Source organism: Arthrobacter sp. 35W (assembly GCF_000482545.1).
Classification (GTDB): Bacteria; Actinomycetota; Actinomycetes; order Actinomycetales; family Micrococcaceae; genus Specibacter.
Genome location: NZ_KI519455.1, coordinates 524,330 through 548,905, shown reverse-complemented (window position 1 = coordinate 548,905; position 24,576 = coordinate 524,330). Strand labels below are relative to the sequence as shown.

Sequence of the window (24,576 nt, the reverse complement as noted above, 5' to 3'; positions counted from 1 at the left end):
GATGAGCCAGACAACCCTTGAACGAGTGCGGCCCGCGGGCCGGCCAACGCCGGGGACAAGTGGTGGCAGGCCGCGGCGGCGCAGCGGCTGGTGGCTGCTGCTGGCGCCGATCCTGGCCTTCGACGCCCTGCTTTTCCTGACACCCCTGGGCAAATTGGTGGGCTCCAGCTTTTCGGACAACGCCTACCAGCGTGTGCTCTCGGATCCGCTGGTGCTCCGCTCGCTGGCCAATACGCTGACCATCAGCCTGGCCTCGACGGTGGTGACGGTGCTGCTGGGCTATGTGATTGCCCTGGTGCTCTGGCGCAGCGGGACGGTGATGCGCGTGGTGCTGTTCGCCGTCGTGCTGCTGCCCTTCTGGACCGGCATCCTGGTGAAGAACTTCGCCTGGGCGGTCCTGCTGCAGGACAACGGCGTGGTCAACTCGATCCTCCAGGCCATCGGCCTGACCGACCATCCGATCGAGCTGCTGCACAACCGCTTTGCGGTGATCGTCGGCATGGTGCACTGTCTGCTGCCCTATGCGGTGTTTCCCATCTTCTCCTCGCTGGCCTCCATCGACGACAGGCTGGCCCTGGCCGCCCGCTCGCTGGGTGCCCGCGAAATCTCGATCTTCCGCCGGATCATCCTGCCGCTGAGTGCGCCGGGAGTGTCCGCGGCAGGGCTGCTGGTGTTCATCATCAGCACGGGATTCTTCATCACCCCGGTGGTGATGGGCGGGCCCGGGGACATGATGATCGCCAACCAGATCGACTACTACGCCCGCCAGCTCACCGACTTCTCCGGAGCCGCGGCCCTGGCCGTGGTCCTGACGGTGCTGGTGAGCATCCTGGTGGCCGTCTACCAACGTGTGCTCAAGGCAGGAGGCCAGCATGAAGCGCTCTAAGACCACAAGTCCGCGCCCCCAGGGCCGGGCGCAGGGCCGCGCACTGGCGCTGCTCTCCCTGCCGGTGTTCGCCTTCCTGGTGATTCCGACGGCGATCGTGGTGCCCGTGGCGCTCAATGACAGCCGCTACATCACGTTCCCGCCGGAAGGGGTTTCCCTGGCCGCCGTGCAGGGCTTCTTCGAGGACCATGCCTGGACCACAGCGCTGTCCGCCAGCCTGCAGGCCGCGGCCATCGCCGTCGTCCTCGGTGTGCTGCTGGGGGCAACGGCAGCCATCGGCCTGCATGGACGGAAGTTTCCCGGCCAGCCGGCCGTGGTGGGGCTGATCCTGGCCCCAATGATCGTCCCCACAGTGGTGCTGGCCCTGGCGTTCTACCAGTTCTTCATCTCGGTCGGCATGGTCGGCAGCATCATCCCCATCGGCCTGGCGCACGCGGTGATTGCCACTCCGTATGTGTATCTGACCACCCGGGCCAGCCTTGCCGGGCTCAATCCGGCGCTGGTGCGGTCGGCGCAGAGCCTGGGGGCCGGCGCACTGTCCATCCTGCGCCACGTCTACCTGCCGGTGATCTTGCCCGGGCTGGTCTCCGGGGCGCTGTTCGCCTTCTCGGTCTCGATCGACGAAACCGTCATGAGCCTGTTCATGCAATCGCCCAGCGCCACAACGCTGCCGGTGAAAATGTTCACCGACATCCAGTTCAACCTGACCCCCAAGATCGCGGTGTCCTCCGCCGTGCTGGTCACCGTGGCCACCGTTGGCCTGCTTCTCCAGGTCATCTACGTGCTCCGCCGGCGGTCCACCGCGCGGATGCTGCCGCTGGCCGTTTAGCCCACTTAGCGAAGGTATTTCAATGACGACTTCAGTGATTTCCGCAGACACAACACCCGGTGCGGCGACGGCGGCCCGGGGCTCCATCGAACTGCGCCAGGTGCGCAAAACCTACGGCGACGTCGTGGCCGTGGACGAGCTTGACCTGGTGGTCCAACCCGGGGAGTTCGTGACGCTGCTCGGACCCAGCGGTTCGGGCAAGACCACCACCATGATGATGGTTGCCGGATTTGAGGAACACACCTCCGGTTCGGTGCTGATCGATGGAAAGCCGGTGGATGCGCTGCCGCCGCGCGAACGCAATCTCGGCGTGGTGTTCCAGAACTACGCGCTGTTTCCGCACATGAATGCCCGTGAAAACGTGGAATTCGCCCTGCGGATGCGCAAGATTCCGCGGGCCGAGCGGCGCGAGCGCGCCGAGGCTGCACTGGAACGGGTGGGCCTGGGTGGTCTGGGCGGGCGCCGTCCGCGCCAGCTCTCGGGAGGGCAGCAGCAGCGAGTGGCGCTGGCCCGGTCCCTGGTGTTCAATCCCGCAGCACTGCTGCTGGACGAGCCCATGGCCGCACTGGACAAGCGGCTGCGCGAGCACATGCAGGAGGAGATCAAGACCTTGCAGAAGAGCCTGGGGATTTCGGTTCTCTTTGTCACCCACGACCAGGACGAGGCCATGGCGATGTCGGATCGGATCGTGGTGATGAAGGACGGGCGCATCGTGCAGTCCGGACCGCCGGAGGAGGTGTACGCCCACCCGTTGACGGACTGGGTGGCCAGCTTCCTGGGCGACACCAACCTGGTTCCGTGCACGGTGTTGGAGCGCCATGGCTCCGAGGCCGTGGTGGATTTGGGTGGGCTGGGCATCGGCAGGGTCCAGGATCGCGGCGTGGTGGGGGAGAGGTACGCCGTATCCATCCGTCCCGAGCACCTCAAGTTCCGCCCGGGGGCACCGGAGGAAAACGGCGGCACCGGCACGATGGTGTCCTCGACCAACCTCGGCGCCACGATCCGGCACCGGATCACCGCTGGCGGCCATGAGCTGCAGCTGCGTGAACTGAGTTCCGAAAGCACTGGCCGCAGCGGTGCGGCAGGGGAGGTGCACGTGGGCTGGGATGCAGCCAACGCCCAACTGCTCGTCCTCGAGGGGTAGGCAGGCGCGACGGTCCCGTCCAGAATGGCCCCGGAGCCTCGGCTCCGGGGCCATTCGCGTACCTGTCCGGGGCCCAAGCTCGACCCCCGGAGCGGAGCTAGTCCGTGGGCAGGGGAGCGAGCGCGGCGCCGTCGAAGAACTTGCCGGCCTTGTAGACAATGGGGTACTTGTCGTTGACTTCCGCATGGCGGACGCGGCAGATGAACACCGTGTGGGTCTTGGCCTGGAAGCGCTCGCGGATCTCCGCCTCGAGCATTGCCGCGGAGCCATCGATCAGCGGCGAGCCGTGCGGGCCCTCATGCCAGTCGATGGTGGCGAACTTGTCCTCCGCCTTGGAGGCGAACACGCCCAGGACGCCGCTCTGGTCGTTGGCGATGATGTTCACCCCCAGGTGCGTGGCGGCATGCAGCGCCGGGTAGGTGGAGGAGGTCCGCTGGATGCAGACCATGATCAGCGGCGGGTCGAACGAGATGGACGCATAGGCATTCACCGCCAGACCGCGGGCCTTGCCGCCGTCCTTCGTGGTGACCACCGTGACGCCGGTGACGAACTGGCGGTTGAATCCCCGCACCAGGTCCGGATCGGGCTCGTCGGCCAGACCTGTGGATGTGGGTGCTGTCTCAGTCATTAGTCTTCTCCCAGCGAAATGATGCCCAGGGCGGTAAGGAGTTGGCGCGGGTCCCAGGTGACGTGCTCATTCACCAGGCGGCCGTTGTCAAAGGTGCAGAAATTTGAGCCATACGTGGTGATCCGACGATGCGTGGCCGGGACGCCGAACAGCTCGCTGCTGTGGGTTCCCGTGCTGCTCCAGAAGATGGCCAGCTGGTCCCCATCCTGGGCCAGCGCCGTGATGGTTGTGGAAAAATCCGGGAAGGCCTCGCGGGTGGTGCGGACCATGTCCTTGAACTCGCCGGCGCCCAATGCCGCGGGGGATGCATTGCTGGTGCGGGTGTACCCGTCGGCCAGCAGCGCATCCAGGGCATCGACATCGCCGTCGTCCCAGACCGCGTGCCAGATCTCGCGGACCCGTGTTTTCAGCTCTGATTCCTGTGCCATGAATGCTCTGACCTCCTCATTGAGTGCTGTTGCATGGTAGCTACGGTAATCCAGCTCACATTTGATCGTCAAGGCAGGAGCGTAACACGAGGACTTCGGATGTAGGACGTATTCGACGGCGTTCCGAAAGTTTCCCTTGTTTACTGGGAATCCTCTCAAGTTGAATCCATGGTGCAGAGCTTGCCGTTGACGCGGGGGATTTTTGGAGCCTATAGTCTCTACCATGCAAGCGGCGCCGACAGTGAGGTCGGCGAAGCGGGCACCCCGGCCGGCCTTGCGGATCCACCACCAGGATCCGCGGGGACGTGCAGGGACCGCCGGCTGCGGCCGGCCTCGATACCACCGAGCCACATACCTGTACCCGCTGCTCCACGGCGGTACGGACCGAAAGGTTTTCAGCGATGCGCTTTTCCATCTTCCACGCCCTCGGGGCCCCCGGAGACCTCAAGAACTACAACCAGCACATGAAGGATGCCCGCGAGTACGCCCAGTCCGCTGAGCGCTACGGCTTCTGGTCCACCTGGTACACGGAGCACCACTTTGGCCATGAGGGCCAGGAGCTGACGCCCAACCCGGTGCTGATGGGTACGGACATCGCCGCCCGGACCTCCACCATCCGGATCGGCCAGGCCGCCGCCATCGCCACCTTCTGGCACCCGCTGCGCCTGGCCGAGGATCTGGCCCTGCTGGACCAGCTCTCCGACGGCCGTGTCGAGGTGGGCGTGGGCCGCGGGCTCTACGGCCGCGAGGCGTTGAACCTGAATGAATTGGCCGATCCCCGAGACCAGGAGCAGAACCGGGCCCTCTTCGAGGAAACGGTGGAGGTCATGCGCAAGGCCTGGACGGAGGACTTCTTCAGCCACAAGGGGCGCTTCTTCGAGTTCCCCAAGCCGGGCGTGAAGTGGAGCCACCCGATGTCCCCGGCCACCAGCGACTTCACCGAGGACGGCGTCATCACCAAGATGTCGGTCATCCCCAAGCCGTTCCAGAAGGAACTGCCGCTGTGGCAGGTCATCGACACCCCACGCTCCATCCAGAACGCCGGGCGCGATGGCATCCAGGGCATCTTCTGGCTGCCGCCGGTCTCCGCACTCAAGCCCCGCTTCGAGCTCTACCGCGACGCCGCCGCGGCGGCACAGGGCCGCGACGTCACCCTCGGCGAGGGCATCGCCCTGGTCCGCGACGTCTACGTCGCAGACACCATGGAACAGGCCCGCGAGGAATTCGAGGAGGCCGTGATGAACTCCTACAAGTGGATCACGCACTGGCGCGGCCTGGGCAACATGATGGAGGAGGGCGAGGAACTCACCGACGCGCACAAGCTGGACTTCGATTTCCTGATGGACCGCAACATGCTGGTGGGTACGCCGGACTTCGTGGCCGAGAAGATCGAGGAACTCCAGCGCGAGGTGGGCCTGGAACACATGATGCTGTGGACCACGCACCCGGGCCTGGACCACAAGAAGGCCATGCGCTCCCTGGAGCTGTTCTCCGAGAAAGTGAAGCCCCGTTTTGACACGGCCTTCTAGCTCCGACGCCGGCGTCCGCAAGCTGGTTCTCTACCGCGAGGAAGTCCTCAACGAGAACGGCAGCCGCCCGGAACGCCCGGCTCTGCGCGCCACAGTGGCCGCCGTGATCCACAATCCGTGGCTGGGCACCGGCCCGGCGGCGGACCTCTCGGCCGCCGCCGAGGCGATTGCTCCGCAGCTGGCCAAGATGCTGACGGACCGGCTGATTGCCGATCTGGGCGGCGCCGAGGCCATCGAGGCCTTCGGCAAGGCAGCCATCGTGGGCACCGCGGGAGAGATCGAGCACGGTGGGGCATTGATCCACACGCCGTACTTCGGGAATCTCATGCGGGACTTCCTGCAGGGTGAATCCATCATCTGCTTTGCAGACGCCCGGGCGGAGGCGGGGGAGACGCTGGTGGTGCCCATGTGGCACAAGAGCGCCGCCGCCACCCGCAGCCACTACCAGACCATTGCGGCGCGCATTTCCGATGGCCCCCGGGCCGATGAGATTGTCATCATCGCCGCGGCCTCCACCGGCCCCCGCCCGCACGCCCGCATCGGCGACCGCAAGACCGACCCCATCATCAGAGCAAAAGACCTGGAGAGTGCATTGGCATGAAGGTACGCAAGATCGTCACCATTATTGAAGAAATCACCAGCGAGGGCGGCCGCGAGGTCAACCCGCCCGCCCGCGTCGCCATTGTCGCGGCCGTGATCGAAAACCCGTGGAAGGGCCAGGGCTTTGTCGAAGACCTGAGCGAGGGCATCGAGGCCACCGCCTCCGATGTTGGCGCCCTGCTGGCCCCGGCCGTGCTGGCGGCCCTCGGCGCCACGGCCGAGGCCTATGGCAAGGCCGCGATCGTGGGCCTCAACGGCGAGATTGAGCACGGCTCGGCGCTGATCCACACGCTCAAGTTCGGCGACCACTTCCGGGTGGCCGCCAACGCCACCACCCTGCTCCCGGCCGTCGAGAAGCGCGGGCCGGCCGGCGTCGTCTTCGACATCCCACTCAAGCACATCACCGATGCCACCATCCGCTCGCACCACCAGAGCATCGAGGTGCGCATCTCCGACGCCCCGCACCCGGACGAGCTGATCATCGCCCTCGCCGCCGCGGCACAGGGCCGTCCGCAGCAGCGGCTGGCCGATCTGTCCACGGAACTGTAGCGGCAGCCATGAGCGCACCCAAGCTGGTCCTGCTCCACGGTGTGGGTCTGGACCGCACCATGTGGGGGCCCGTGGCCGCGCTGCTGGCGGGCACCTTCGAGGTGCGTGCGCTGGACCTGCCCGGGCATGGGGCGAACGCCGCGGCCCGGGATGGGATCACGCTGGCTGAGATGGCCGACGACGTCGCTGCCGCCATTGCGCCGGGATCGCACCTTGTCGGGTTCTCCCTGGGCGCGCTCGTGGCCCAGCACCTGGCCCGGCACCGGCCGGAACTGGTGGCCAGCCTGGTCTCGGTAAGCTCCGTCTGCCAGCGCACCGAGGCCGAACGCACCGCCGTGCTGGGGCGGCTGGCGGCGGCGGAGGCCGATTTCCCCGCCAGCGTTGCCGCGTCGCTGCAGCGCTGGTTCCCGGCGGATCCCCTCACGGGTGTGCCGGCAGTGGATCCGGCGCTGGTCGCGGCCACCGGGGCCACCCTGCTGGCCAACGATGTGGGCTCCTATCTGGCCTGCTACCGGGTATTCGCCACGGCGGATGCCCAGATCGAGCCGGAACTGGGTGCCGTCACAGTGCCGTCCCTGGCCATCACGGGCGAACTTGATCCAGGTTCCACCCCGGAGATGACCCACCGGCTGGCGCGCGCATTGCCGCGCTGCACCGCCGTCGTCGTCCCCGGCGCCCGGCACATGCTTCCGGTGGAGAGGCCGCGCGAATTCGCAGCGGCCCTGGCCACCTTCATCGACAAGGAATTCAATGGCGAATAACCAGACATACCAGCACTACATCGGTGCCCAGTGGGTTGCCCCGTCCTCCGGGGAGTACTTCCAGAGCACCAACCCCGCCACCTTGGCCGTGCTGTACTCGGCGGCGCGCGGCAATGCCGAGGATGTGGCCAAGGCCGTGGAGTCCTCCCAGGCGGCGTTCGAGGATCCGCGCTGGCGGGATCTGAGCCAGACCAAGCGCGGCCACCTGCTGCGCCGCCTCGGTGACCTCATCGGTGAACATGCCGAGGAACTGGCCCGGATGGAAACGCTGGACAACGGCAAGCTGCTGCGCGAAATGCGGGCCCAGCTGTCCACGCTGCCGGAGTACTACTATTACTACGCCGGCCTGGCGGACAAGATCCAGGGCGACGTGATTCCGGCCTCGGACAAGCGCGTGCTCAACTACACGATGCGCGAGCCGCTGGGCGTGGTGGGCGCGATTACGCCGTGGAATTCGCCGCTGACGCTGACCACCAGCAAGCTGGCCCCCGCGCTGGCCGCCGGCAACACGATGGTTATCAAGCCTTCCGAATACACCTCCGCCACGGTGCTGCGGCTGGCCGAGCTGGCCACCGAGGCCGGTTTCCCGCCGGGCGTGGTCAATGTGGTCACGGGCTTTGGCGCCGAGGCCGGGGCGGCCCTGGTGGAGCACCCGAAGCTGGCCAAGATCTCCTTCACCGGCAGCACGCTCACCGGCTCCCGGATCGCCGCCAGCGCCGCCTCGCGGTTCATCGGCACCACGCTGGAGCTGGGCGGCAAGTCGCCGAACATTGTGTTCGGGGACGCCGACGTCGCCAACGCCTCCATGGGCGTGGTGGCGGGCATCTTTGCCGCCGCGGGCCAGACCTGCATCGCCGGCAGCCGCGTGTTCGCGCACAAATCCATCTACGACGAACTGCTGGAACGCGTCACCGAGCGGGCCCGGAGCATCGTCATCGGCGATCCGCTCGATGACCTCACCGAGCTGGGGCCGCTGGCCTTTGCCGACCAGCGCGACAAGGTGGCCGGCTATGTGGACCTCGGCGTCAGCGAGGGTGCCAGGGTCCTCACCGGTGGACGGAGGTCCGACGGCGGCCTGGGCGGCTTCTTCTACGAGCCCACCGTGCTGACCGATGTGGACAACAGCATGCGCGTGGTCCGCGAGGAGATCTTTGGCCCGGTGGCGGCGATCATGCCGTTCGAGACGGAGGAGGAGGTGCTGCGGCTGGCCAACGACACCGACTACGGCCTGGCGGCGGGCCTGTGGACGCAGAACCTGTCCCGGGCGCACCGGATGGCCTCGAAGCTTGAGGCCGGCACCATTTGGGTCAACACCTACCGTGCGATGTCGCCGATGTCCCCGCGGCAGGGCTTCAAGAACAGCGGTGTGGGTGTGGAGCATGGGACAGAAACCATGCGCGAATACACGCGGCTCAAGAGTGTGTGGATCAACACCAATGAAGAGCCCGTGGCGGACCCCTTCATCATGAGAAGCTGACCATGCCGCTGATTGAAGCCTCCGTGTCCGCAGGCCGGACGCCGGAGCAGATCCGCGCCCTGGTCTCTGAACTCCACGCCGCCGTGGAGCGGACCATCAATGCCAAACCCGAGCACATCACGGTGATCGTGCGCGAGATCCCACGGGCCCACTGGGCCAAGGGGGACGCCACGCTGGCCGAGATGGATGCCCGGGTCCAGTGATCTTGCATGGTACGTCGGGCGGCCTCGAGTGGCGTTCCTGGGCTCCGGCCGCACCGTTGGATCCCCGGATTTGCGGCAACTTGGCGTAGCAATGCAGAAGGTGGGGTCGAAATGGCATTTTTCCTTGACTTCACCGCAGAACCCTCCATACGATAACTACCATGCAAGAGAGCATCGTGATGCAGACCACATTGAATGAGATTGCCCTGCTGGACCGGATCCGCGAACTGGTCCTCGGCGGCGAATACACTCCTGGCGCGGCGCTCTCCGAAGTCCGGCTGGCAGAACACTTCGATGTCAGCCGCACCCCCGTCCGTGAGGCCCTGAAGCAGTTGCAGATCGAGGGCCTGGTCGAGATCCGTCCGAAGGTAGGCACCTTCGTCCGCGAAATCACACGGCGGGAGATCCTCGAGATGTTCGAGGTCAAGGAAACACTGGAGGGCATGGCCGCCCGGTTGATGGCGCGGCGCGGGGACATCCCCGAGCTGGCGGCACTGAGGGCAAATGTAGAGGCCTCCGAACTGGCGGTGCAGCGCAATGACAGCGATGCATACGCCCGCCTGGTGCACGATTTCCACGAGACGATCGTCGCAGGCTCCGACAACCGCAAGCTGGCCGAGCACTACCGGATGCTGATGAACCAGCTGGCCTACCACCGCTTTGTACTCCGCTCCGTCCGGCACCCAGGCCGGCTTGCCACCTCCACCGCCGAACACCGGCGGGTGCTGGAACTGATCATCCAAAAGGACGGCGTCGGAGCCGAGCTGGCCATGAAGGACCATGTGGTCTCTTCGGCCCGCGAGGTCATGACGGACTCAGTCCCCGCCGCCCCGTAGGCCCCGCCTTTAGGGGCCTTCTCCCCACCGCACTGCTTTTCTTCCACACCGCGGCCCCGCCAATCCCACGGGCCCCCGCCCCGCGGCCGCAGGTGCACCACCCCCAGACACAATTCCATAGGCACCACGCGGCACCAATGACGGTGGCCGTGGCGCTGGGCGGCACCCTGCTGCCGGAATTCTTCAGAAAAGGACAAAGACCATGGCCCGTGTCAACGAGTCAAGCACCGCAGAGGACCGGGGCTACCGGGACAGCCTCACCAAGGTGGAGCCGTACGGCGTCGAGCACATCCCCGAGGTGGAGCGCCACGGCAAGCCCAGCTCCCAGTTCTTCATCTGGTTTGCCGCAGGCATGAACTTCCCCATCATCGTGCTGGGTTTCAGCGCCGCCTACTTTGGACTGTCCATGGGCCAGGCCGTGATTGCCATCCTGGCCGGCGCGCTCATCGGCTCCGTCGTCATGGGCATCATGTCCCGGATGGGGGTCCGCCTCGGTGTGCCGCAGCAGATGCAGGCCCGCGGACCGCTGGGCTTCATCGGCAACCTCTTCCCAGTGGCCTATGTCAACGTCTTCGCCGGCATCGGCTGGGCGGCCGTGACGGTGATCCTTGGCGGCAAGGCCCTGGCCGAGCTCACAGGCGTTCCGTTCTGGATCACGGCCCTGGTGCTGATGCTCCTGCAACTGCTGGTCGCCGTCATCGGGTACAACCTCATCCACTTCCTGCAGCGCATCCTGGCCATCGTGCTCTTCTTCGCCTTTGTGATGATCACCATCGTCACCGTCACCCGCGGCGGCACTGGCCTGCCCGCCAACCCCGAGGCCGAGGGCTTCATGGGCGCCGGCAGCTGGATCACCTTCTTCGGCTACTTCCTGGCCTTCCTGGTCGCCTGGCTGCCGTTCGCCTCCGACTACTCCCGCTACCTCCCGGACACCCCCACCATCCGCCGCCGCACCGGCATCTTCACCATGCTGGGCAACTTCACCACCGTCTCCTGGATGGGCATTGTCGGCGTCGTGCTGGCCGGCACCGCCACCACGTCCGACCCGATCGCGGCCCTGAACGAGCTGATGGGTCCCTGGGCCGTCCCCGGACTGCTGGCCATCGCCGTCTCTTCTTTCTCGCAGAACTTCCTGAACGTCTATGGCGGCGCCATTTCAATCCAGACCATGGGCGTGCCGGTCAAGCGCACCACCGGCGTCGTCTTCATCTGCGTGGCCTCCTACCTGGTGGCGCTGTGGGGCCAGAACGGCATCTACGAGGGCTTCTCCGTCTTCCTGAACCTGACGGCCTACTTCATCGCACCGTTCGCGATGGTCCTGATCTGCGACTACTACCTCGGCGGGCGCCAGAGCGCCCAGGGCATGGCCCAGCTCTTTGACAAGACGCGCAAGTTCGAGTGGGGCTTCGTGGCCTGGGCCGCCGGCGTCGTCGGCTCGGTGCCGTTCTGGGTCTCCTCCCTGTACACCGGACCCGTGGCCGCGGCGTTCCCCGAGTGGGGCGACCTGAGCATGTTCGTGGCAGCCGCCATCGCCGTCGTCGTCTACCTGGCCACCTACAAGCTTCGCCCGCTCTCCAAGCTGGTGCACCTTGAAACCGGCGCCACCGGCACGGGTTCAACCGAGGCCGCCGCTGAGGCCCTGAGCGTCTCCGCCCGGGACGCCCAGTGAGCACGCCGGCGGCCCGGCCGCAGACCCTGGTGGTCATCGACATGCAGCGCGGATTCCGCGATCCGGCCAGCCAGTGGTGCGTGCCGCGCTACGACGAGATTGTGCCGGCCATCGAGGCCCTGCAGGAGCGCATCGGGGGATCCGCCGTCTTCACCCGCTTCGTCCCGGACCCCGAGGAGCCCGGCGCGTGGCAGGCCTACTACCGGCGCTGGCACCAGATGTGCCAGGCGGCCGACGCCCCGGCCTGGGGGATCACCATGGCCGTGCCGGCCGGCAGCCCCATCGTCACCAAGCCCACGTTCTCCAAGTGGGGCCCGGAGCTTGAGGCTCTGGTCCCGCTCGGTGGGGAGATGGTGCTCACCGGGGTGGCCACGGACTGCTGCATCCTCTCCACGGCGCTGGGCGCCGTCGACGCCGGGCGCTTCGTCACCGTCGTCAGCGATGGCTGCGCCGCAGTGGGCGACGAGGCCCAGGCGCAGACCCTGGCCCTGCTGGACCTGCTCTCCCCGATGGTCCGGATCGCCACCAGCGCGGAGCTGCTCGCAGCCCTCCCCGCCAAGGCGCCCGCCACCGCCTGACCCCTCACCAACTGTGCGACAGTAGACGCTGCTCTGGAGCCCCAGAACAGCGTCTGCTGTCGCACAGTTGAGGGGGAGGGGCCGCCCTAGACTTGATGGGTGACTGATTTCTCGCATATCCCCGACGCCCCGCGCAGCGACCATCCCGAGCTGCTGCGTGCGCTCGCCGCCGACCTGTCCGCTCTGGACTACACCGTGGACGGCGTTGAGACGCTCCTGGGGGCCGAGGCCTATGCCGCGTTCGGCCGGGACCAGACGGTGCCGGCGTCGCTGAAGCTCAAGCACGACGGCGGACCGCTGGCCACCGTCGTCAAGCTGTGGCTGCTGGCCCAGCCGGTGGACCACGCCGCCATCGAGGCGGCCCTGCCCACGCTCGGCGTGGACGGATTGCTGGAGCTGGGGTTGGCGGAATACGCCCACCAGGGCGCCACCCTGAGCGCCTCGGTGGATCTGCGCCCCTACGGCTGGCCGGCGGATGCCGACGGCGCCGCCGGTGCGGACCTCTGGGTGGCGAGCGACCTCGCCGCGCACCAGCGCCCCGGCGTGCTGCGCAAGGACCACGTGCTGGGCATCGGCCAGGCCTCGCTGACGCTGGCCCAGGGCACCATCCGCCGCCACGTGGACCGGGCCCTGGATCTTGGCACCGGCTGCGGCATCCAGACCTTCCACCTGCTCCACCATGCCCGCATCGTGGTGGCCACCGACATTTCCGAGCGCGCCCTGGCCTTCACCCGCTTCAACCTGCTGCTCAACGCCGCCGAGCTGGGCCTGAAGGCCGAGGATTTCGATCCGGCCAATCCCGATGCGCGGATTTCGCTGCGCCTGGGCAGCCTGCTGGAGCCCGTGGCGGGGGAGGAATTCGACCTCGTCGTCTCCAACCCGCCGTTCGTCATCACCCCGCGCCGCCGCGGCGAAGGTGCCGCGGACCAGTTCACCTACCGCGACGGCGGCCTGCCCGGCGATGACATCGTGGCCACGCTGGTGCGCACGCTGCCCACGGTGCTGGCGCCCGGCGGCACCGCCCAGATGCTCGGCAACTGGGAAATCTACGCCGCAGGCGAAGGGACAGCTGCCGCCGAAGGAACGGCTGCGCAGGACGGTGCACCGAGTGCTTGGCACTCCCGCCCGGCGTCGTGGCTCGCCGATGGCACCGAGGCCTGGTTCCTCCAGCGCGAGATGGTGGGGCCGGGCCAGTACGCCGAGACCTGGCTGCAGGATGCCTCCGAGGCCCGGGATGCGGCCCACTATGAGGAGTCCTATGCCGACTACCTCGACGATTTCGCCTCCCGCAATGTGGCGGGGATCGGCTTCGGCTACATCTGGCTGCGCCGCCCCGAGTCGGCGCTGAAGGCCGGCGCGGCGATCCGCCGCTTCGAGGAGATCCTCTACCCGATCGAGCAGCCCGTGGGCCCGCATCTGGCCGCGGCCGTGGAGCGCGCCGATTGGGTTGGCGCCCTGGACCCGGATTCCGAGGGGCTGGCCGGCGAGTACCTGGTGGTGGCCGAGGACGTCACGGAGGAGCGGCACCAGAAGCCCGGCGCCGAACACCCGGGCGTCATCCTGCTGCGCCAGGGCGCGGGCCTGCGCCGGACCAATCTGCTGAGCACGGAGCTGGCCGGCTTTGTGTCCGCCAGCGACGGCGAGCTCACGGCCGGGCAGATTGTCGGAGCCCTGGCCATGCTGCTGGAGCGCGATGACGCCGGATTCGCCCATGACCTGCTGGAGGATGTGCGCAACCTGGTCCTGGAGGGTTTCCTGCTGCCTGCCTGAGGGATCCTGTCCGGTAATCTTCAGCACTTGTTTCAGATCTGGCTATGCTGGGACCATGAATGCCCGGGAGCACCAACACACGGCGGTGACCATCACCGATCCGCTGGCCATCCGGGCACTGGCCCACAAGGTGCGTCTGGATGTGATCGAGGAGCTTTTCGCTGCCGATGCCAGCCATACGGCCACGGCCCTTGCGCACCGCTTCGGCCTGACCCCCAGCGCCATGAGCTACCACCTGCGGGCCCTGGAAAAATGGGGCTACGTGGTCCGTGCCGAGACCGGGCCGGACGGCCGGGAGCGCCATTGGAAGGCGGCGGGGGACACCCTGAACGTGGGCGGACTGGCCGCGGCGTCCGATCTGGTCAGCTCGGCGCTGATCGACGTCACGCTCAACGCCGCCCGGGAGAAGGTGGTGGCCGCCCTGCGCCAGGTGGATGCCTCAGCCGACGGCGGCAAGCCCACCCTGGTGGTGTCCACCTCCCAGCTGCTGCTCACCGAAGCGGAGGGCAAGGAGCTGGCCGCCGAGCTAGAAGCCCTCGTGAAGCGCTACGGTGCCCTGCACCGCGCGGCACCACCGCAGGGACTGCAGCGGATGCACCTGACCACCGTATTGACCCCCGATGCGGACCCGGCGGCCGGGGCGCCTTAGCGGCGTCAAACACTTCGGCCAGCCACCCCATTTACCTATTCAATGCGCGTTCGGGGTAAAAATATGGTGAACTAGGCACTTGGGGGCGCCGTTCGCCCATCTTCATTTCCCTGTAGGAGTACTGTGCCCAGCAAGGCAGCCAACAAGCCAAAAACAGGCAAAAAGCTTGTCATCGTCGAGTCCCCCGCCAAGAGCAAGACCATTGGCAAGTATCTGGGGGAAGGCTTTGTTGTGGAGGCCTCCATCGGCCACATCCGTGACCTGCCCCAGCCCTCGGACCTGCCGGCGGAACTGAAGAAGAGCCCCATCGGCAAGTTTGCCGTGGACCTGGAAAACGACTTCAAGCCGTACTACGTGGTGTCTCCGGACAAGAAGAAGAAGGTGGCCGAGCTCAAGGCGCAGCTCAAGGACGCCGACGAACTCTACCTCGCAACCGATGGGGACCGCGAGGGCGAGGCCATCGCGTGGCACCTGCTGGAAGTGCTCAAGCCCAAGGTGCCCGTGCACCGCATGACCTTTGCCGAAATCACCAAGGAATCCCTCCAGCGCGCCCTGGGCAATCTGCGCGAACTGGACACGGATCTGGTTGACGCGCAGGAAACCCGCCGCGTGCTGGACCGCCTCTACGGCTACGAGATCTCCCCGGTGCTGTGGCGCAAGGTCTCCCGCGGCTTGTCCGCCGGCCGTGTGCAGTCCGTGGTGACCCGCATGGTGGTTGAGCGCGAGCGTGAGCGCATGGCGTTCAAGTCCGCTTCCTACTGGGACCTGCTGGGCTCCTTCACCCCGGTGGATTCCACCGAGGCCTTCACCGCCAAGCTGGCCGCCGTCGACGGCCGCCGCGTGGCCTCCGGCCGCGACTTCAACGACGCCGGCGAGCTGGTGGGCAAGAACGTGGCCCACCTGGACGAGGCCACCGCCACGTCACTGGCCGCCGGCCTGCAAAACGCCGATTTCGCCGTCCGCTCCATGGAGCACAAGCCGTACACCCGCCGCCCCGCCGCGCCGTTTACGACGTCGACCCTCCAGCAGGAGGCCGGGCGCAAGCTGCGCTTCTCCTCCAAGTCCACCATGCAGGTGGCCCAGCGGCTGTACGAAAACGGTTACATCACCTATATGCGTACCGACTCCTCGGCGCTGAGCGATGAGGCAGTCAACGCCGCCCGCCGCCAGGCCTCGGAGCTGTACGGCGCCGAGTACATCCCGGCCGCCAAGCGCGTCTACGCCAACAAGAGCTCCAATGCGCAGGAGGCCCACGAGGCCATCCGCCCCGCCGGTGACTCCTTCCGCACGCCGGCCCAGGTGGCCTCCGCGCTCAAGGGCGACGAGTTCAAGCTCTACGAGCTGATCTGGAAGCGCACCGTCGCCTCCCAGATGTCCGATGCCAAGGGCTCGACGGCGACCATCCGCCTCGGCGCGCAGACTGTCGGCGGGGCCGACGGCGGCACAGATGCCGAGTTCTCGGCCTCCGGCACCGTCATCACCTTCCGCGGCTTCCTCGCCGCCTATGAGGAGGGCAAGGACGAGGCCCGCGACAATGGCGATTCCGACGGCGACCGCCGCCTGCCCAACGTCAAGGAAAAGGACGCGCTGCGCGCCGCCGATGTCACGGCCAACGGGCACGAGACCTCCCCGCCGCCGCGCTTCACCGAAGCCTCGCTGACCAAGGAGATGGAGGAGCGGGAGATCGGCCGCCCGTCCACCTACGCCTCCACGCTGTCCACCATCATGGACCGCGGCTACGTCCGCAAGCAGGGCTCGGCCCTGGTGCCCAGCTGGGTGGCGTTCTCCGTCATCCGGTTGCTGGAGCAGCACTTCACCGACTACGTGGACTACAAGTTCACCGCCGGCATGGAGACGGGCCTGGACCGCATTGCCAAGGGCGAGGAGGTGGGCGCCAACTGGCTCAAGAAGTTCTACTTCGGTTCCGACCACGACGCCGGCCTGCTGAGCATTGTGAACAACCTCGGCGAGATCGACGCGCGGGAGATCAACTCCGTGCCGATCACCGACACCCTGGTGCTGCGGGTGGGCAAGTTCGGCCCGTACCTGGAAAGCACAGTCCCCACCCTTGACCCCAAGACCGGGGAGATCATCGAGTCCGCCCGCGCCAACGTCCCCGAGGACCTGGCACCGGATGAACTGACCCCCGCCAAGGCGCGTGAGCTCATGGAGACGGCCGCGCCCGAAGAGCGCGTGCTGGGCGTCGACCCGGCCACCGGCCATTCCGTGGTGGCCAAGAACGGCCGCTACGGTGCCTACGTCACAGAGGTCATTCCGGAGCCGACGGCGGAGGACCTCGCCAACGCGCCCGTGGAGTACTACAAGAACGGCAAGCCGAAGCCGCCGAAGAAGCCCGTCAAGGCCAAGCCGCGCACCGGATCGCTGTTCAAGTCCATGACCGTGGAAACGGTTTCCTTGGATGAGGCGCTGGCTCTGATGAGCCTGCCGCGAGTTCTGGGCGCCGATGCAGAGGGCAACGAGATCACCGTGCAGAACGGCCGCTTTGGGCCGTACCTGAAGAAGGGCACCGACTCCCGCTCCATCGGCTCGGAGGAGGAGATCTTCACGATCACCCTCGAGGATGCCCTGGCGATCTACTCCCAGCCCAAGCAGCGCGGCGCCCGCGCCGCTGTGGCCCCGCTGGCCGAGTTCGGCGAGGACCCGGTGTCGGGGAAGAACATCGTGGTGAAGGAGGGCCGCTTCGGCCCGTACATCACCGACGGCGTCACCAACATCACCGTGCCGCGCGACACCTCCCTGGAGGAACTGACGCGCGAGAAGGCCGTGGAACTGCTGGCCGACAAGCGCGAGCGCGGACCGGTCAAGCGGACCGCCAAGGCACCCGCGAAGGCCCCTGCCAAGCGCAAGGTTCCCGCCAAGAAGTAGCTGCGATCCACGAGCCCCGCCGCCCACACGGGTGGCGGGGCTCGTGGCGTTTAAGGCCTACCGTGGTGCCGCCCCCGGTCGGCCCTCTCGGCAATTTCGAACACCCATCTCTATTATTTGGTTGATTATGTGAGAGTTTGTTCTTTGCTATCGGTAACATATTGTCATTCGCTCAATGGAACCCCTATGCTGGGCCGGACAGTGCACAATTTCGTGGTCCAGATCACAGGTGCACCGTCTGGCGGCCCTGCTGCCGCCATGCCGTCCGCATCCGCCCGCACCTGTCCATCGGGGAGATATGAAGAGTCCTGGCAATTCCTCTCAACACCACCGCCGCGGCCACCGCATGATTGTTGCGGCCCTGTCCGCATCAGCCATCGCCCTGGCCTCCACAGCAATATCGCTTCCCGGGGCCAGTGCGGCCCCCTCCCCGGTGCTGGCCGCCCCGGCGACGCTCGCCGTCACGGCCCCGGCCGGCGTCGTGCCGTCCACCCCTGCCGGTGCACCGCAGACCATCCCCGGCCTGTCCAACTGGACCCCGGCGGCCGGTGAGTTCACGCTGGGCGCCTCCGCGAAGATCTCCAGCGCCAAGACCACCCTGGCCACCGACCTCGCCGCGCAGCTCGGGGAGGTGCTGGGCCGCACCGTCGCCACGGGCACCGCCGGAGCCACGGCGGGCGACATTGAAGTGGCAGTCGACCCCACACGTTCGACGGCACTGGGCGCCGAGGGCTACGAGCTCTCCGTCGGGTCCACCCTCAAGGTCACCGGCGCCACGGACACCGGCGCGTTCTACGGCACGCAGACCCTCGTCCAGCTGCTGGGCCAGGGCAACGCCATCAAGGCGGGGACCTCCATCGACGTCCCGCGCTACGTCGAGCGCGGCGTGGGCCTGTGCGCCTGCCAGGTGACCATCTCCATGGAGTCGCTGGAACGCACCATGAAGGATATGGCGTACAACAAGCTCAACCAGCTCTGGCTGGAGACCAAGGTCGTCAGCGACGAGTACACCCGCGCCAACTTCTGGGCCTACTACACCAAGGACGAGGCCCGGCAGATCTCCGGCTGGGCCAAGAAGTACCACATCGAGCTCATCGTGGAGGTCAACTCTCCCGGGCACATGCGCCCGTGGCTGGAGGACTACCCTGAGCTCCAGCTGGTCAACAAGAACGGCGTGAAGAAGGTGGAGCAGCTGGACATCACCCAGCCCGCCGCCTTTGACATGGTCACAGGCCTGGCCGACGAGTACGCCTCAGTCTTCGACACCCCGTACTGGCACATGGGCGGCGACGAATACATGATGGGCGACAGCTACGCGAACTACCCGCAGTTTGCCGCCTTTGTGGCAGCCCACCCGGAGATCTTCCCCGCCGGCTCCGGCCCGGGCGACGTCTTCATCTGGTTCATGAACAGGGTCAACGCGCACGTGAAGGCGCAGGGCAAGACGCTGCGCATCTGGAACGACGGCGTACCCACCGCCAGCACCATCCCGCTGGACAAGGACATCGTGGTGGAGCACTGGGTGAACTCCGGCCCCACGCCCCAGGCTCTGCTCAATGCCGGCCACGATGTGCAGAATTCCGCCCAGCAGCTGTACTTCAACCGCCCCGGCAACTACAACGTGAACCTCCAAAGCCTGTGGAACAACAACTGGACGCCGAGCCTCTTTGACGGCAGCAGTGTGCCGGTGAACGATGTCCCCGGCAAGGGCAGGATCCTCGGCGCCAAACTCTCGGCCTGGCCGGACAACACGCCTGCCGCCACCGAGGCCATGGTGGAGGAGCAGATCTTCACCACCATGCGCTTCCTGGCCCAGACCACCTGGGGCGGCCAGCGGCCCACGGCCGACTACCCGGCCTTCGCCGCCCTGGCCACGAAACTGGGCCGTGCGCCCGGCTACAGCAGCTATGACCGCACCCCCGTGGGCGATGGCGGCTGGTCGATCGGCATCAACGGCAAATCCCTGAACGCCAGCGGCACCGCCGTCGTACTGGCCTCCGGCGCCAAGGACATCTGGACGCTGGCGGCGACGGGCGACAACTACTACAAGATCACCGGCACCGGCAACAAGTGCCTCGTCATGACCGGCGGCAAGCTGTGGCTGCAGGCCCCGATGCAGCAGGATCTGGCGCCAACACTGGTGGACTGCGTGGCCGGCAACGGCAGTGCCAGCAACCTGCAGAAGTGGGAGGTCCTCAAGGTCGACGGCGGCTATGTGCTGCGCAACGCCATCACCCAGCTGCCCTTGAGCGTCAATGGCACCGGTGCCCTCACCCAGGAGACAGCGGATGTCCGCGCCGCGGGCGTCTTCTCCCTGACGGGCGAGGTTTCCACGGCCGTCACGGCTCCGGCCAAGGTCCTGGCCGGGGCGGCCACCGCCGTCAGCGTCGCCGTGGACAACCGCACGGCAGCGGACATCACCAACGTCGTCGTGACACCGCAGGTCCCGGCCGGCTGGACGCTGGCTCCGGCCTCGGCGCCGCTGGGCACCGTGCCCGCCGGTTCCACCAAGAGCGCCAGCTTCACGCTGACACCGCCGGCCAATGCGACGGCGGGGCCGGTGGCACTGACCGCCTCGGCGGCGTACACGGCAGGTGGCACCAGCCTGGTCAGCACCAGCCTGGCCTCCACCGCGCAGCTGAGCTGCTCCCTGGCGGCGCTGCGCCCCACGGCTGTGACGGCCTTCGACAGTGAACAGAACAACGCCGACGAGCGCACGCCTGCCATCAACGCCATTGACGGCAACCCGGCAACGTTCTGGGGGACCGCCTGGTCCCCGTCCAATGCGCCCATGCCCCACAGCATCACCGTGGACCTCGGCAAGGAGCAGAGCATCTGCGCCGTCAACCAGCTGCCCCGCACCGGCACCGGTTCCGGCGCTGCCAATGGCCGCATCAAGGGGTATGAGATCTACGTCGGCAACAGCCCCACGGTGGTTGGCACCAAGGCGGCCGAGGGCACCTTCGCCAACGTCGCCACGCTGCAGTCGATTGCCCTGGCCACCCCGGCCAAGGGCCGCTATGTGACGATCAAGGCGCTCTCCGAGCAAGGCGGCAACCCGTGGACCACCATCGCCGAACTTTCGGTGGATTCCACAGATGTCCAGACCGCGACGACGTCGGCTCCGGCCACCACCTCGGCGCCCGCCACGACGTCGGCACCGGCCACCACAAGCGCTCCGGCTACAACGAGTGCCCCGGCCACCACCTCGGCGCCCGCCGAGACGTCCGCCGCAACGACGTCGGCTCCGGTGTTTGTGGATCCGCTCCCCACGGAGACGTCCAACACCGGCACGTCCAACACCACCACGGCCGGTGCCGGCACAGTGGTCGCGGCCGATGCTGCCCAGGGACAAACCATCACGTTCACCGGCACCGGCTTCCTGCCGGGCGAGAACGTCAGCGGAAGCGTCCACAGCACGGTGGTGGAGCTGGGCACGGTTGTGGCCGATGCCAACGGCAATGTGTCCTTCACCTGGACCGTCCCGGCCGGCTTTGAGCTGGGCGCCCACGTGGTCCGGCTCGCCGGCGAAACCTCCGGGCGCGTGCTGGAGGCCTCGTTCACCGTGGCCGCGGCCCCCGCCGCCGAAGGGAACGATCTGGCCTCCACCGGATCCGCCAATACCTGGCTCTGGGGCGGCGCCCTGCTGCTGGTGATGGCCGGCTCCCTGGTGGTTGCCGCCAGCCGCCGGCGCATGGGCCAGCGCCACTAGCGGCACCGGCGGTCCCAACCGCCGGATGCGATGCACTGGAGGCCACCCGCCCGGCGCAACATTTCAAATGTTGCCCCGGATTGGGTGGCCTTCGGTGTGTCCGGGTGCCGGGACGCGCAATAATGGGCACATGCGACTTGGCGTGCTCGACATCGGCTCCAACACCGTCCACCTGCTGCTGGTGGATGCCCACCCCGGCGCCCAGCCCGTGGCCTACGCCAGTTTCAAACGGCCGCTGAGCCTGGTGCAGCATCTGGACGCCGAGGGCAACATCGATGACGCCGGCCAGCAGGAGCTCATTGATTTCATCCTGCAGGCGTGGGAGTTCGCCGCCAAACACAAGGCCAAGGACCTGCTGGCCTTCTGCACCTCGGCCATCCGTGAATCCACCAACGGTGCAGCGGTTCTGGAGCGGGTGCAGCGCGAAACCACCATCACCTTGACCGAGCTCACCGGCGAGGAGGAAGCGGCCATGACCTTCTTCGCCGTGCGCCGCTGGCACGGCTGGGGCGCCGGCTCCATCCTCAACCTGGACATCGGCGGCGGTTCCTTCGAAATGGCCCAGGGCCATGACGAACTTCCGCAGGTCGCCCACTCCGTGCCACTGGGCGCCGGCCGGTTGACGCGCGAGTGGCTGCCGGAGGACCCGCCCACCGCGAAGAGCGTCAAGGAACTGCGCAAGCACATCAAGGCCACCATGAAGGGCCCCGCCGCGGAGATTGCCAAGCTGGGCGCGCCGAATCTGGTCACGGGTTCCTCCAAATCCTTCCGCGCCCTGGCCCGCATCACCGGTGCCGCCCCGAGCTCCATGGGCTCCTACGTCAAGCGCGAGCTGCACCTTTCGGATCTGGGCCTGTGGAGCCAGCGGCTCACGGCCATGTCGGCAGCGGACAGGTTGTACCTGCCGGGCGTCTCCGAGGCCCGCGCGCGCCAAATGCTGGCCGCGGCCCTGGTGGCCGAGGCCGCCCTGCAGATTTTCAAGGTGCCCAGCCTGCAGATCAGCCCCTGGGCCCTCCGCGAGGGTCTGATCCTGCGCCGGCTGGACCAGCTGGTCTTCGATGGCCCGCTGGATCCGCCGGCCCACGTGACGGCCGGCCCCGCCGCTGCACGGATGGCGTAGCGGACATGGCTGGCTCCCAGGGGCAGGGGAATCACATCCCTGTTGCGCTGTCCACCGCCTCCGTCTATCCGCTGACGGTGCACGACGGCTTCGCCGTGGCCAGCGATCTGGGCTATGACGGGATGGAAATCCTGGTCACCCACAACGCCACCAGCCAGGATTCCAAGGCGCTGATGCAGTTGAGCGAGCGCTACCACAAGCCCATCATGGCCATCCATGCCCCCACGCTGCTGCTGACCCAGCAGGTCTGGGGCAGTGCCTGGAACAAGATCCAACGCTCGGCCCAGATGGCCGTCGACGTCGGGGCCGAGGTCGTCGTCGTCCACCCGCCGTTCCGCTGGCAGAACGGCTACGCGGAGACCTTTGCCCACGGGGTGCGCGACATCGCCGACGCCTTCGGCATCCAGATTGCCGTGGAGAACATGTACCCCTGGCGGGTCCGGGGACGTGAGGCGCTGGCCTACCTGCCGCACTGGGACCCCGTGCGCCAGGACTACGAACACGTCACGTGGGACTTCTCCCACGCCGCGACGGCCGACGTCAGCTCGCTGGAGGCCGCCAAGGCCCTGGGCAGCCGGCTGCGGCACGTGCACCTGACCGACGGCACCGGCTCCGGCCGCGACGACCATCTGATTCCCGGCCATGGCGACCAGGAATGCGCCGAGGTTCTGGCCCTGCTGCGCGAGAACGCGTTCGACGGCGTCGTGGTGGCCGAGATTTCCACGCGTAAGGCCAAGGGCGCCGGAGAGCGCGAGGAGTGGCTCGCGGAGACCCTGGCCTTTGCCCGCAAGCATCTTGGCCAGGACGAGCACCCCGTCGACTGAGCCCACCCAACTGAGTGACAGTTATCGCACGATTCTCGCCGGAAATCGTGCGATAACTGTCACTCAGTTGGGCAGGCAGGGGAAAATCGGCATTAAATGCGAAATCGCCGGATAGCCAGCCAGGGGATGGGGGGAAACCCTGGCAGCTGTCCGGCGATTTGGTTGGTCCCCAGGACGGGCCCAACCCGATCATCACTCGCACCCTTATGAGGTAGTTAAGACTCTAGAGAGCCACCTTGGGAACAAGCCGGGCGTTGGCTGGATGTTTACCGTTAATCGAAAATGGTCCGAAACCAGCCCCGAAACGGTGTGATTGTCACGTTAAAAAGAGAATGCGTCGAAGGCCGCCTCCAGCAACTGGGGGGAATTGCTGGAGGCCGCCTTCGACGCGGAGTCCAAAACCCGGCGGACCGGCTCTTGGACTTCATCACTCGCACCTTTATGAGGTACCTATGACTCTAGGACCCCTCTCTGGGCAAAGGCTTGGCCAAGGCTGGGAAAACTCTGGCAATCACCGCACTTCTTCATTCGTCGTGCACCGTCACAACCACCGCGTTGGTGGAAGGATGGAGGCATGACGAACAGAATTGCATTCCTTGGCTGCGGCTCCATGGGCGAGGCCATCCTCTCCGGCCTCTTGGCCGCCGGCACGCACCCCTCCACCGTCGTCGCCACCGTGCGCCGCATTGAACGGGCCGAAGAGCTGGCAGCACGGCACGGCATTACGGTGATCTCCTCCAATGAGGAGCCCACGGCCAACGCCGAGGCGGTGGTTGCTGCCGACGTTGTCGTGCTGGGAGTGAAGCCAGTGGGCATTGCAGCATTGTGCCGGGAGATCGCCCCCTCGCTGCGTCCGGGCACGGTGGTGGTCTCCGTGGCCGCCGCGGTGTCGATCGCCCAGATGGAGGCAGTGCTGCCCGCAGGCCAGCCGGTGGTCCGCTCCATGCCGAACACGCCGTTGAAGGTGGGCCGCGGCGTGGTGGCCCTCTCCGCCGGCACGTCCGCCACAGTTGAGCACCTGGCCGCCGCACACCAGGTGTTCGACGGCTCCGGCGTGGTGCTGGACATCCCCGAGGAGCAGCAGGACGCCGTCTCGGCCATCAGCGGTTCGGGCCCGGCCTACGCGTTCTACCTTGCGGAGGCCATGGCCGCTGCGGCCCGCGACTTTGGACTTTCCGACGCCATTGCCGCCGTGCTGGCGAGGGAAACCGTCGCCGGTGCCGGCCTGATGCTGGCCGAGCCGGGCGCCGATCCAACGGCCCTGCGCCGGGGCGTCACCAGCCCCAACGGCACCACCGAGCAGGCCATCGCCACCTTTGACGCGCAGGGTCTGCCCGGCATCGTCAGCGCCGGCGCGCAGGCCGCCGCCGCCCGGGCCGCCGCCATCACCGCGGAGCTGTCCGCTCAGTAGCACGGCAAGACCGCGACGTTCTGCGCAAAGTTCGGACCCAACCTCTGCGCATAAGCGGTCCTGCGCAGAGGTTGCTCCGCAACTTTC

At 67.2% G+C, this 24,576-nt stretch carries 21 protein-coding genes; 19 read left to right on the top strand and 2 right to left on the bottom strand.

Annotated features, from left to right (window positions below):
- Position 1 precedes the first annotated feature (1 nt).
- The 3 genes from K254_RS0114670 to K254_RS0114660 are packed head-to-tail and all read left to right on the top strand — an operon-like array spanning position 2 to position 2,859.
- Complete coding sequence (locus tag K254_RS0114670; RefSeq protein ID WP_026556009.1) at positions 2-886, top strand: ABC transporter permease; 885 nt, start codon at positions 2-4, stop codon at positions 884-886.
- Complete coding sequence (locus K254_RS0114665; RefSeq protein ID WP_051389248.1) at positions 873-1,715, top strand: ABC transporter permease; 843 nt, start codon at positions 873-875, stop codon at positions 1,713-1,715. The genes K254_RS0114670 and K254_RS0114665 overlap by 14 nt, the downstream gene beginning before the upstream one ends.
- 22 nt (positions 1,716-1,737) lie before the next feature.
- Entirely contained in the window at positions 1,738-2,859 is a 1,122-nt protein-coding gene (locus K254_RS0114660; RefSeq protein WP_026556007.1) for an ABC transporter ATP-binding protein, read from the top strand.
- Positions 2,860-2,956: 97 nt separating this feature from the next.
- Here K254_RS0114660 and K254_RS26210 read toward each other — a convergent pair whose 3' ends face one another.
- Both K254_RS26210 and K254_RS26205 read right to left on the bottom strand, forming a co-directional pair.
- On the bottom strand, positions 2,957-3,487 hold the full coding sequence (locus K254_RS26210) for a flavin reductase family protein (protein ID WP_026556006.1): 531 nt from the start codon (positions 3,485-3,487) through the stop codon (positions 2,957-2,959).
- Positions 3,487-3,915 carry an ester cyclase gene (locus tag K254_RS26205; RefSeq protein WP_026556005.1) on the bottom strand — a complete coding sequence of 143 codons (429 nt, stop codon included), beginning with the start codon at positions 3,913-3,915 and terminating at the stop codon, positions 3,487-3,489. Before K254_RS26205 ends, K254_RS26210 begins: the two co-directional genes overlap by 1 nt.
- A gap of 401 nt (positions 3,916-4,316) precedes the next feature.
- Here K254_RS26205 and K254_RS0114645 point away from each other — a divergent pair, with 401 nt between their 5' ends.
- The 16 genes from K254_RS0114645 to proC all read left to right on the top strand — a co-directional run bounded on the left by K254_RS0114645 (position 4,317) and on the right by proC (position 24,489).
- Positions 4,317-5,444 carry an LLM class flavin-dependent oxidoreductase gene (locus tag K254_RS0114645; protein WP_026556004.1) on the top strand — a complete coding sequence of 376 codons (1,128 nt, stop codon included), beginning with the start codon at positions 4,317-4,319 and terminating at the stop codon, positions 5,442-5,444.
- Positions 5,428-6,045: an amino acid synthesis family protein gene (locus K254_RS0114640; protein WP_026556003.1), complete on the top strand. Its 618-nt coding sequence runs from the start codon at positions 5,428-5,430 to the stop codon at positions 6,043-6,045. The genes K254_RS0114645 and K254_RS0114640 overlap by 17 nt, the downstream gene beginning before the upstream one ends.
- Positions 6,042-6,593 (top strand): amino acid synthesis family protein, encoded by a 552-nt coding sequence (locus K254_RS0114635; protein WP_026556002.1) that lies wholly within the window; start codon positions 6,042-6,044, stop codon positions 6,591-6,593. The genes K254_RS0114640 and K254_RS0114635 overlap by 4 nt, the downstream gene beginning before the upstream one ends.
- Positions 6,594-6,601: 8 nt before the next feature.
- The gene (locus K254_RS0114630; protein WP_026556001.1) at positions 6,602-7,354 is read left to right on the top strand and encodes an alpha/beta fold hydrolase; all 753 of its coding nucleotides are present in this window, start codon (positions 6,602-6,604) and stop codon (positions 7,352-7,354) included.
- Entirely contained in the window at positions 7,344-8,831 is a 1,488-nt protein-coding gene (locus K254_RS0114625; RefSeq protein ID WP_026556000.1) for an aldehyde dehydrogenase, read from the top strand. The genes K254_RS0114630 and K254_RS0114625 overlap by 11 nt, the downstream gene beginning before the upstream one ends.
- 2 nt (positions 8,832-8,833) lie before the next feature.
- Entirely contained in the window at positions 8,834-9,034 is a 201-nt protein-coding gene (locus K254_RS0114620) for a tautomerase family protein (RefSeq protein ID WP_026555999.1), read from the top strand.
- A gap of 161 nt (positions 9,035-9,195) precedes the next feature.
- Positions 9,196-9,870, top strand: a complete 675-nt coding sequence (locus K254_RS0114615) for a GntR family transcriptional regulator (RefSeq protein WP_026555998.1) — start codon at positions 9,196-9,198, stop codon at positions 9,868-9,870.
- Positions 9,871-10,072: 202 nt separating this feature from the next.
- Positions 10,073-11,539: a purine-cytosine permease family protein gene (locus K254_RS0114610; protein WP_026555997.1), complete on the top strand. Its 1,467-nt coding sequence runs from the start codon at positions 10,073-10,075 to the stop codon at positions 11,537-11,539.
- The gene (locus K254_RS0114605) at positions 11,536-12,117 is read left to right on the top strand and encodes a cysteine hydrolase family protein (RefSeq protein ID WP_026555996.1); all 582 of its coding nucleotides are present in this window, start codon (positions 11,536-11,538) and stop codon (positions 12,115-12,117) included. Before K254_RS0114610 ends, K254_RS0114605 begins: the two co-directional genes overlap by 4 nt.
- Positions 12,118-12,216: 99 nt before the next feature.
- On the top strand, positions 12,217-13,887 hold the full coding sequence (locus K254_RS0114600; protein ID WP_026555995.1) for a DUF7059 domain-containing protein: 1,671 nt from the start codon (positions 12,217-12,219) through the stop codon (positions 13,885-13,887).
- Positions 13,888-13,942: 55 nt separating this feature from the next.
- Entirely contained in the window at positions 13,943-14,536 is a 594-nt protein-coding gene (locus K254_RS23395; protein ID WP_051389247.1) for an ArsR/SmtB family transcription factor, read from the top strand.
- Between the two features lie 123 nt (positions 14,537-14,659).
- On the top strand, positions 14,660-17,422 hold the full coding sequence (gene topA / locus K254_RS0114590) for a type I DNA topoisomerase (protein WP_026555994.1): 2,763 nt from the start codon (positions 14,660-14,662) through the stop codon (positions 17,420-17,422).
- Between the two features lie 298 nt (positions 17,423-17,720).
- Positions 17,721-21,134, top strand: a complete 3,414-nt coding sequence (locus tag K254_RS24880; RefSeq protein ID WP_196810971.1) for a family 20 glycosylhydrolase — start codon at positions 17,721-17,723, stop codon at positions 21,132-21,134.
- A gap of 130 nt (positions 21,135-21,264) precedes the next feature.
- A complete protein-coding gene (locus K254_RS0114580) occupies positions 21,265-22,254 on the top strand; it encodes a Ppx/GppA phosphatase family protein (RefSeq protein ID WP_026555993.1) in 990 nt (329 codons plus the stop codon).
- Between the two features lie 5 nt (positions 22,255-22,259).
- Positions 22,260-23,078 carry a sugar phosphate isomerase/epimerase family protein gene (locus K254_RS0114575; RefSeq protein ID WP_026555992.1) on the top strand — a complete coding sequence of 273 codons (819 nt, stop codon included), beginning with the start codon at positions 22,260-22,262 and terminating at the stop codon, positions 23,076-23,078.
- Between the two features lie 574 nt (positions 23,079-23,652).
- Entirely contained in the window at positions 23,653-24,489 is an 837-nt protein-coding gene (proC, locus tag K254_RS0114570) for a pyrroline-5-carboxylate reductase (RefSeq protein WP_026555991.1), read from the top strand.
- Positions 24,490-24,576 lie beyond the last annotated feature (87 nt).

Excerpts from the sequence above, each read along its gene's own strand:
- K254_RS0114620 (WP_026555999.1), top strand. The coding sequence starts at position 8,834 with ATGCCGCTGATTGAAGCCTCCGTGTCCGCAGGCCGGACGCCGGAGCAG.
- K254_RS0114660 (WP_026556007.1), top strand. The coding sequence starts at position 1,738 with ATGACGACTTCAGTGATTTCCGCAGACACAACACCCGGTGCGGCGACG.
- K254_RS0114575 (WP_026555992.1), top strand. The coding sequence starts at position 22,260 with ATGGCTGGCTCCCAGGGGCAGGGGAATCACATCCCTGTTGCGCTGTCC.
- K254_RS0114635 (WP_026556002.1), top strand. The coding sequence starts at position 6,042 with ATGAAGGTACGCAAGATCGTCACCATTATTGAAGAAATCACCAGCGAG.
- K254_RS0114610 (WP_026555997.1), top strand. The coding sequence starts at position 10,073 with ATGGCCCGTGTCAACGAGTCAAGCACCGCAGAGGACCGGGGCTACCGG.
- K254_RS0114580 (WP_026555993.1), top strand. The coding sequence starts at position 21,265 with ATGCGACTTGGCGTGCTCGACATCGGCTCCAACACCGTCCACCTGCTG.
- proC (WP_026555991.1), top strand. The coding sequence starts at position 23,653 with ATGACGAACAGAATTGCATTCCTTGGCTGCGGCTCCATGGGCGAGGCC.
- K254_RS26210 (WP_026556006.1), bottom strand. The coding sequence starts at position 3,487 with ATGACTGAGACAGCACCCACATCCACAGGTCTGGCCGACGAGCCCGAT.
- K254_RS23395 (WP_051389247.1), top strand. The coding sequence starts at position 13,943 with ATGAATGCCCGGGAGCACCAACACACGGCGGTGACCATCACCGATCCG.
- K254_RS0114615 (WP_026555998.1), top strand. The coding sequence starts at position 9,196 with ATGCAAGAGAGCATCGTGATGCAGACCACATTGAATGAGATTGCCCTG.
- K254_RS0114630 (WP_026556001.1), top strand. The coding sequence starts at position 6,602 with ATGAGCGCACCCAAGCTGGTCCTGCTCCACGGTGTGGGTCTGGACCGC.
- K254_RS0114645 (WP_026556004.1), top strand. The coding sequence starts at position 4,317 with ATGCGCTTTTCCATCTTCCACGCCCTCGGGGCCCCCGGAGACCTCAAG.
- K254_RS0114625 (WP_026556000.1), top strand. The coding sequence starts at position 7,344 with ATGGCGAATAACCAGACATACCAGCACTACATCGGTGCCCAGTGGGTT.
- K254_RS0114665 (WP_051389248.1), top strand. The coding sequence starts at position 873 with ATGAAGCGCTCTAAGACCACAAGTCCGCGCCCCCAGGGCCGGGCGCAG.
- K254_RS26205 (WP_026556005.1), bottom strand. The coding sequence starts at position 3,915 with ATGGCACAGGAATCAGAGCTGAAAACACGGGTCCGCGAGATCTGGCAC.
- K254_RS0114670 (WP_026556009.1), top strand. The coding sequence starts at position 2 with ATGAGCCAGACAACCCTTGAACGAGTGCGGCCCGCGGGCCGGCCAACG.
- K254_RS24880 (WP_196810971.1), top strand. The coding sequence starts at position 17,721 with ATGAAGAGTCCTGGCAATTCCTCTCAACACCACCGCCGCGGCCACCGC.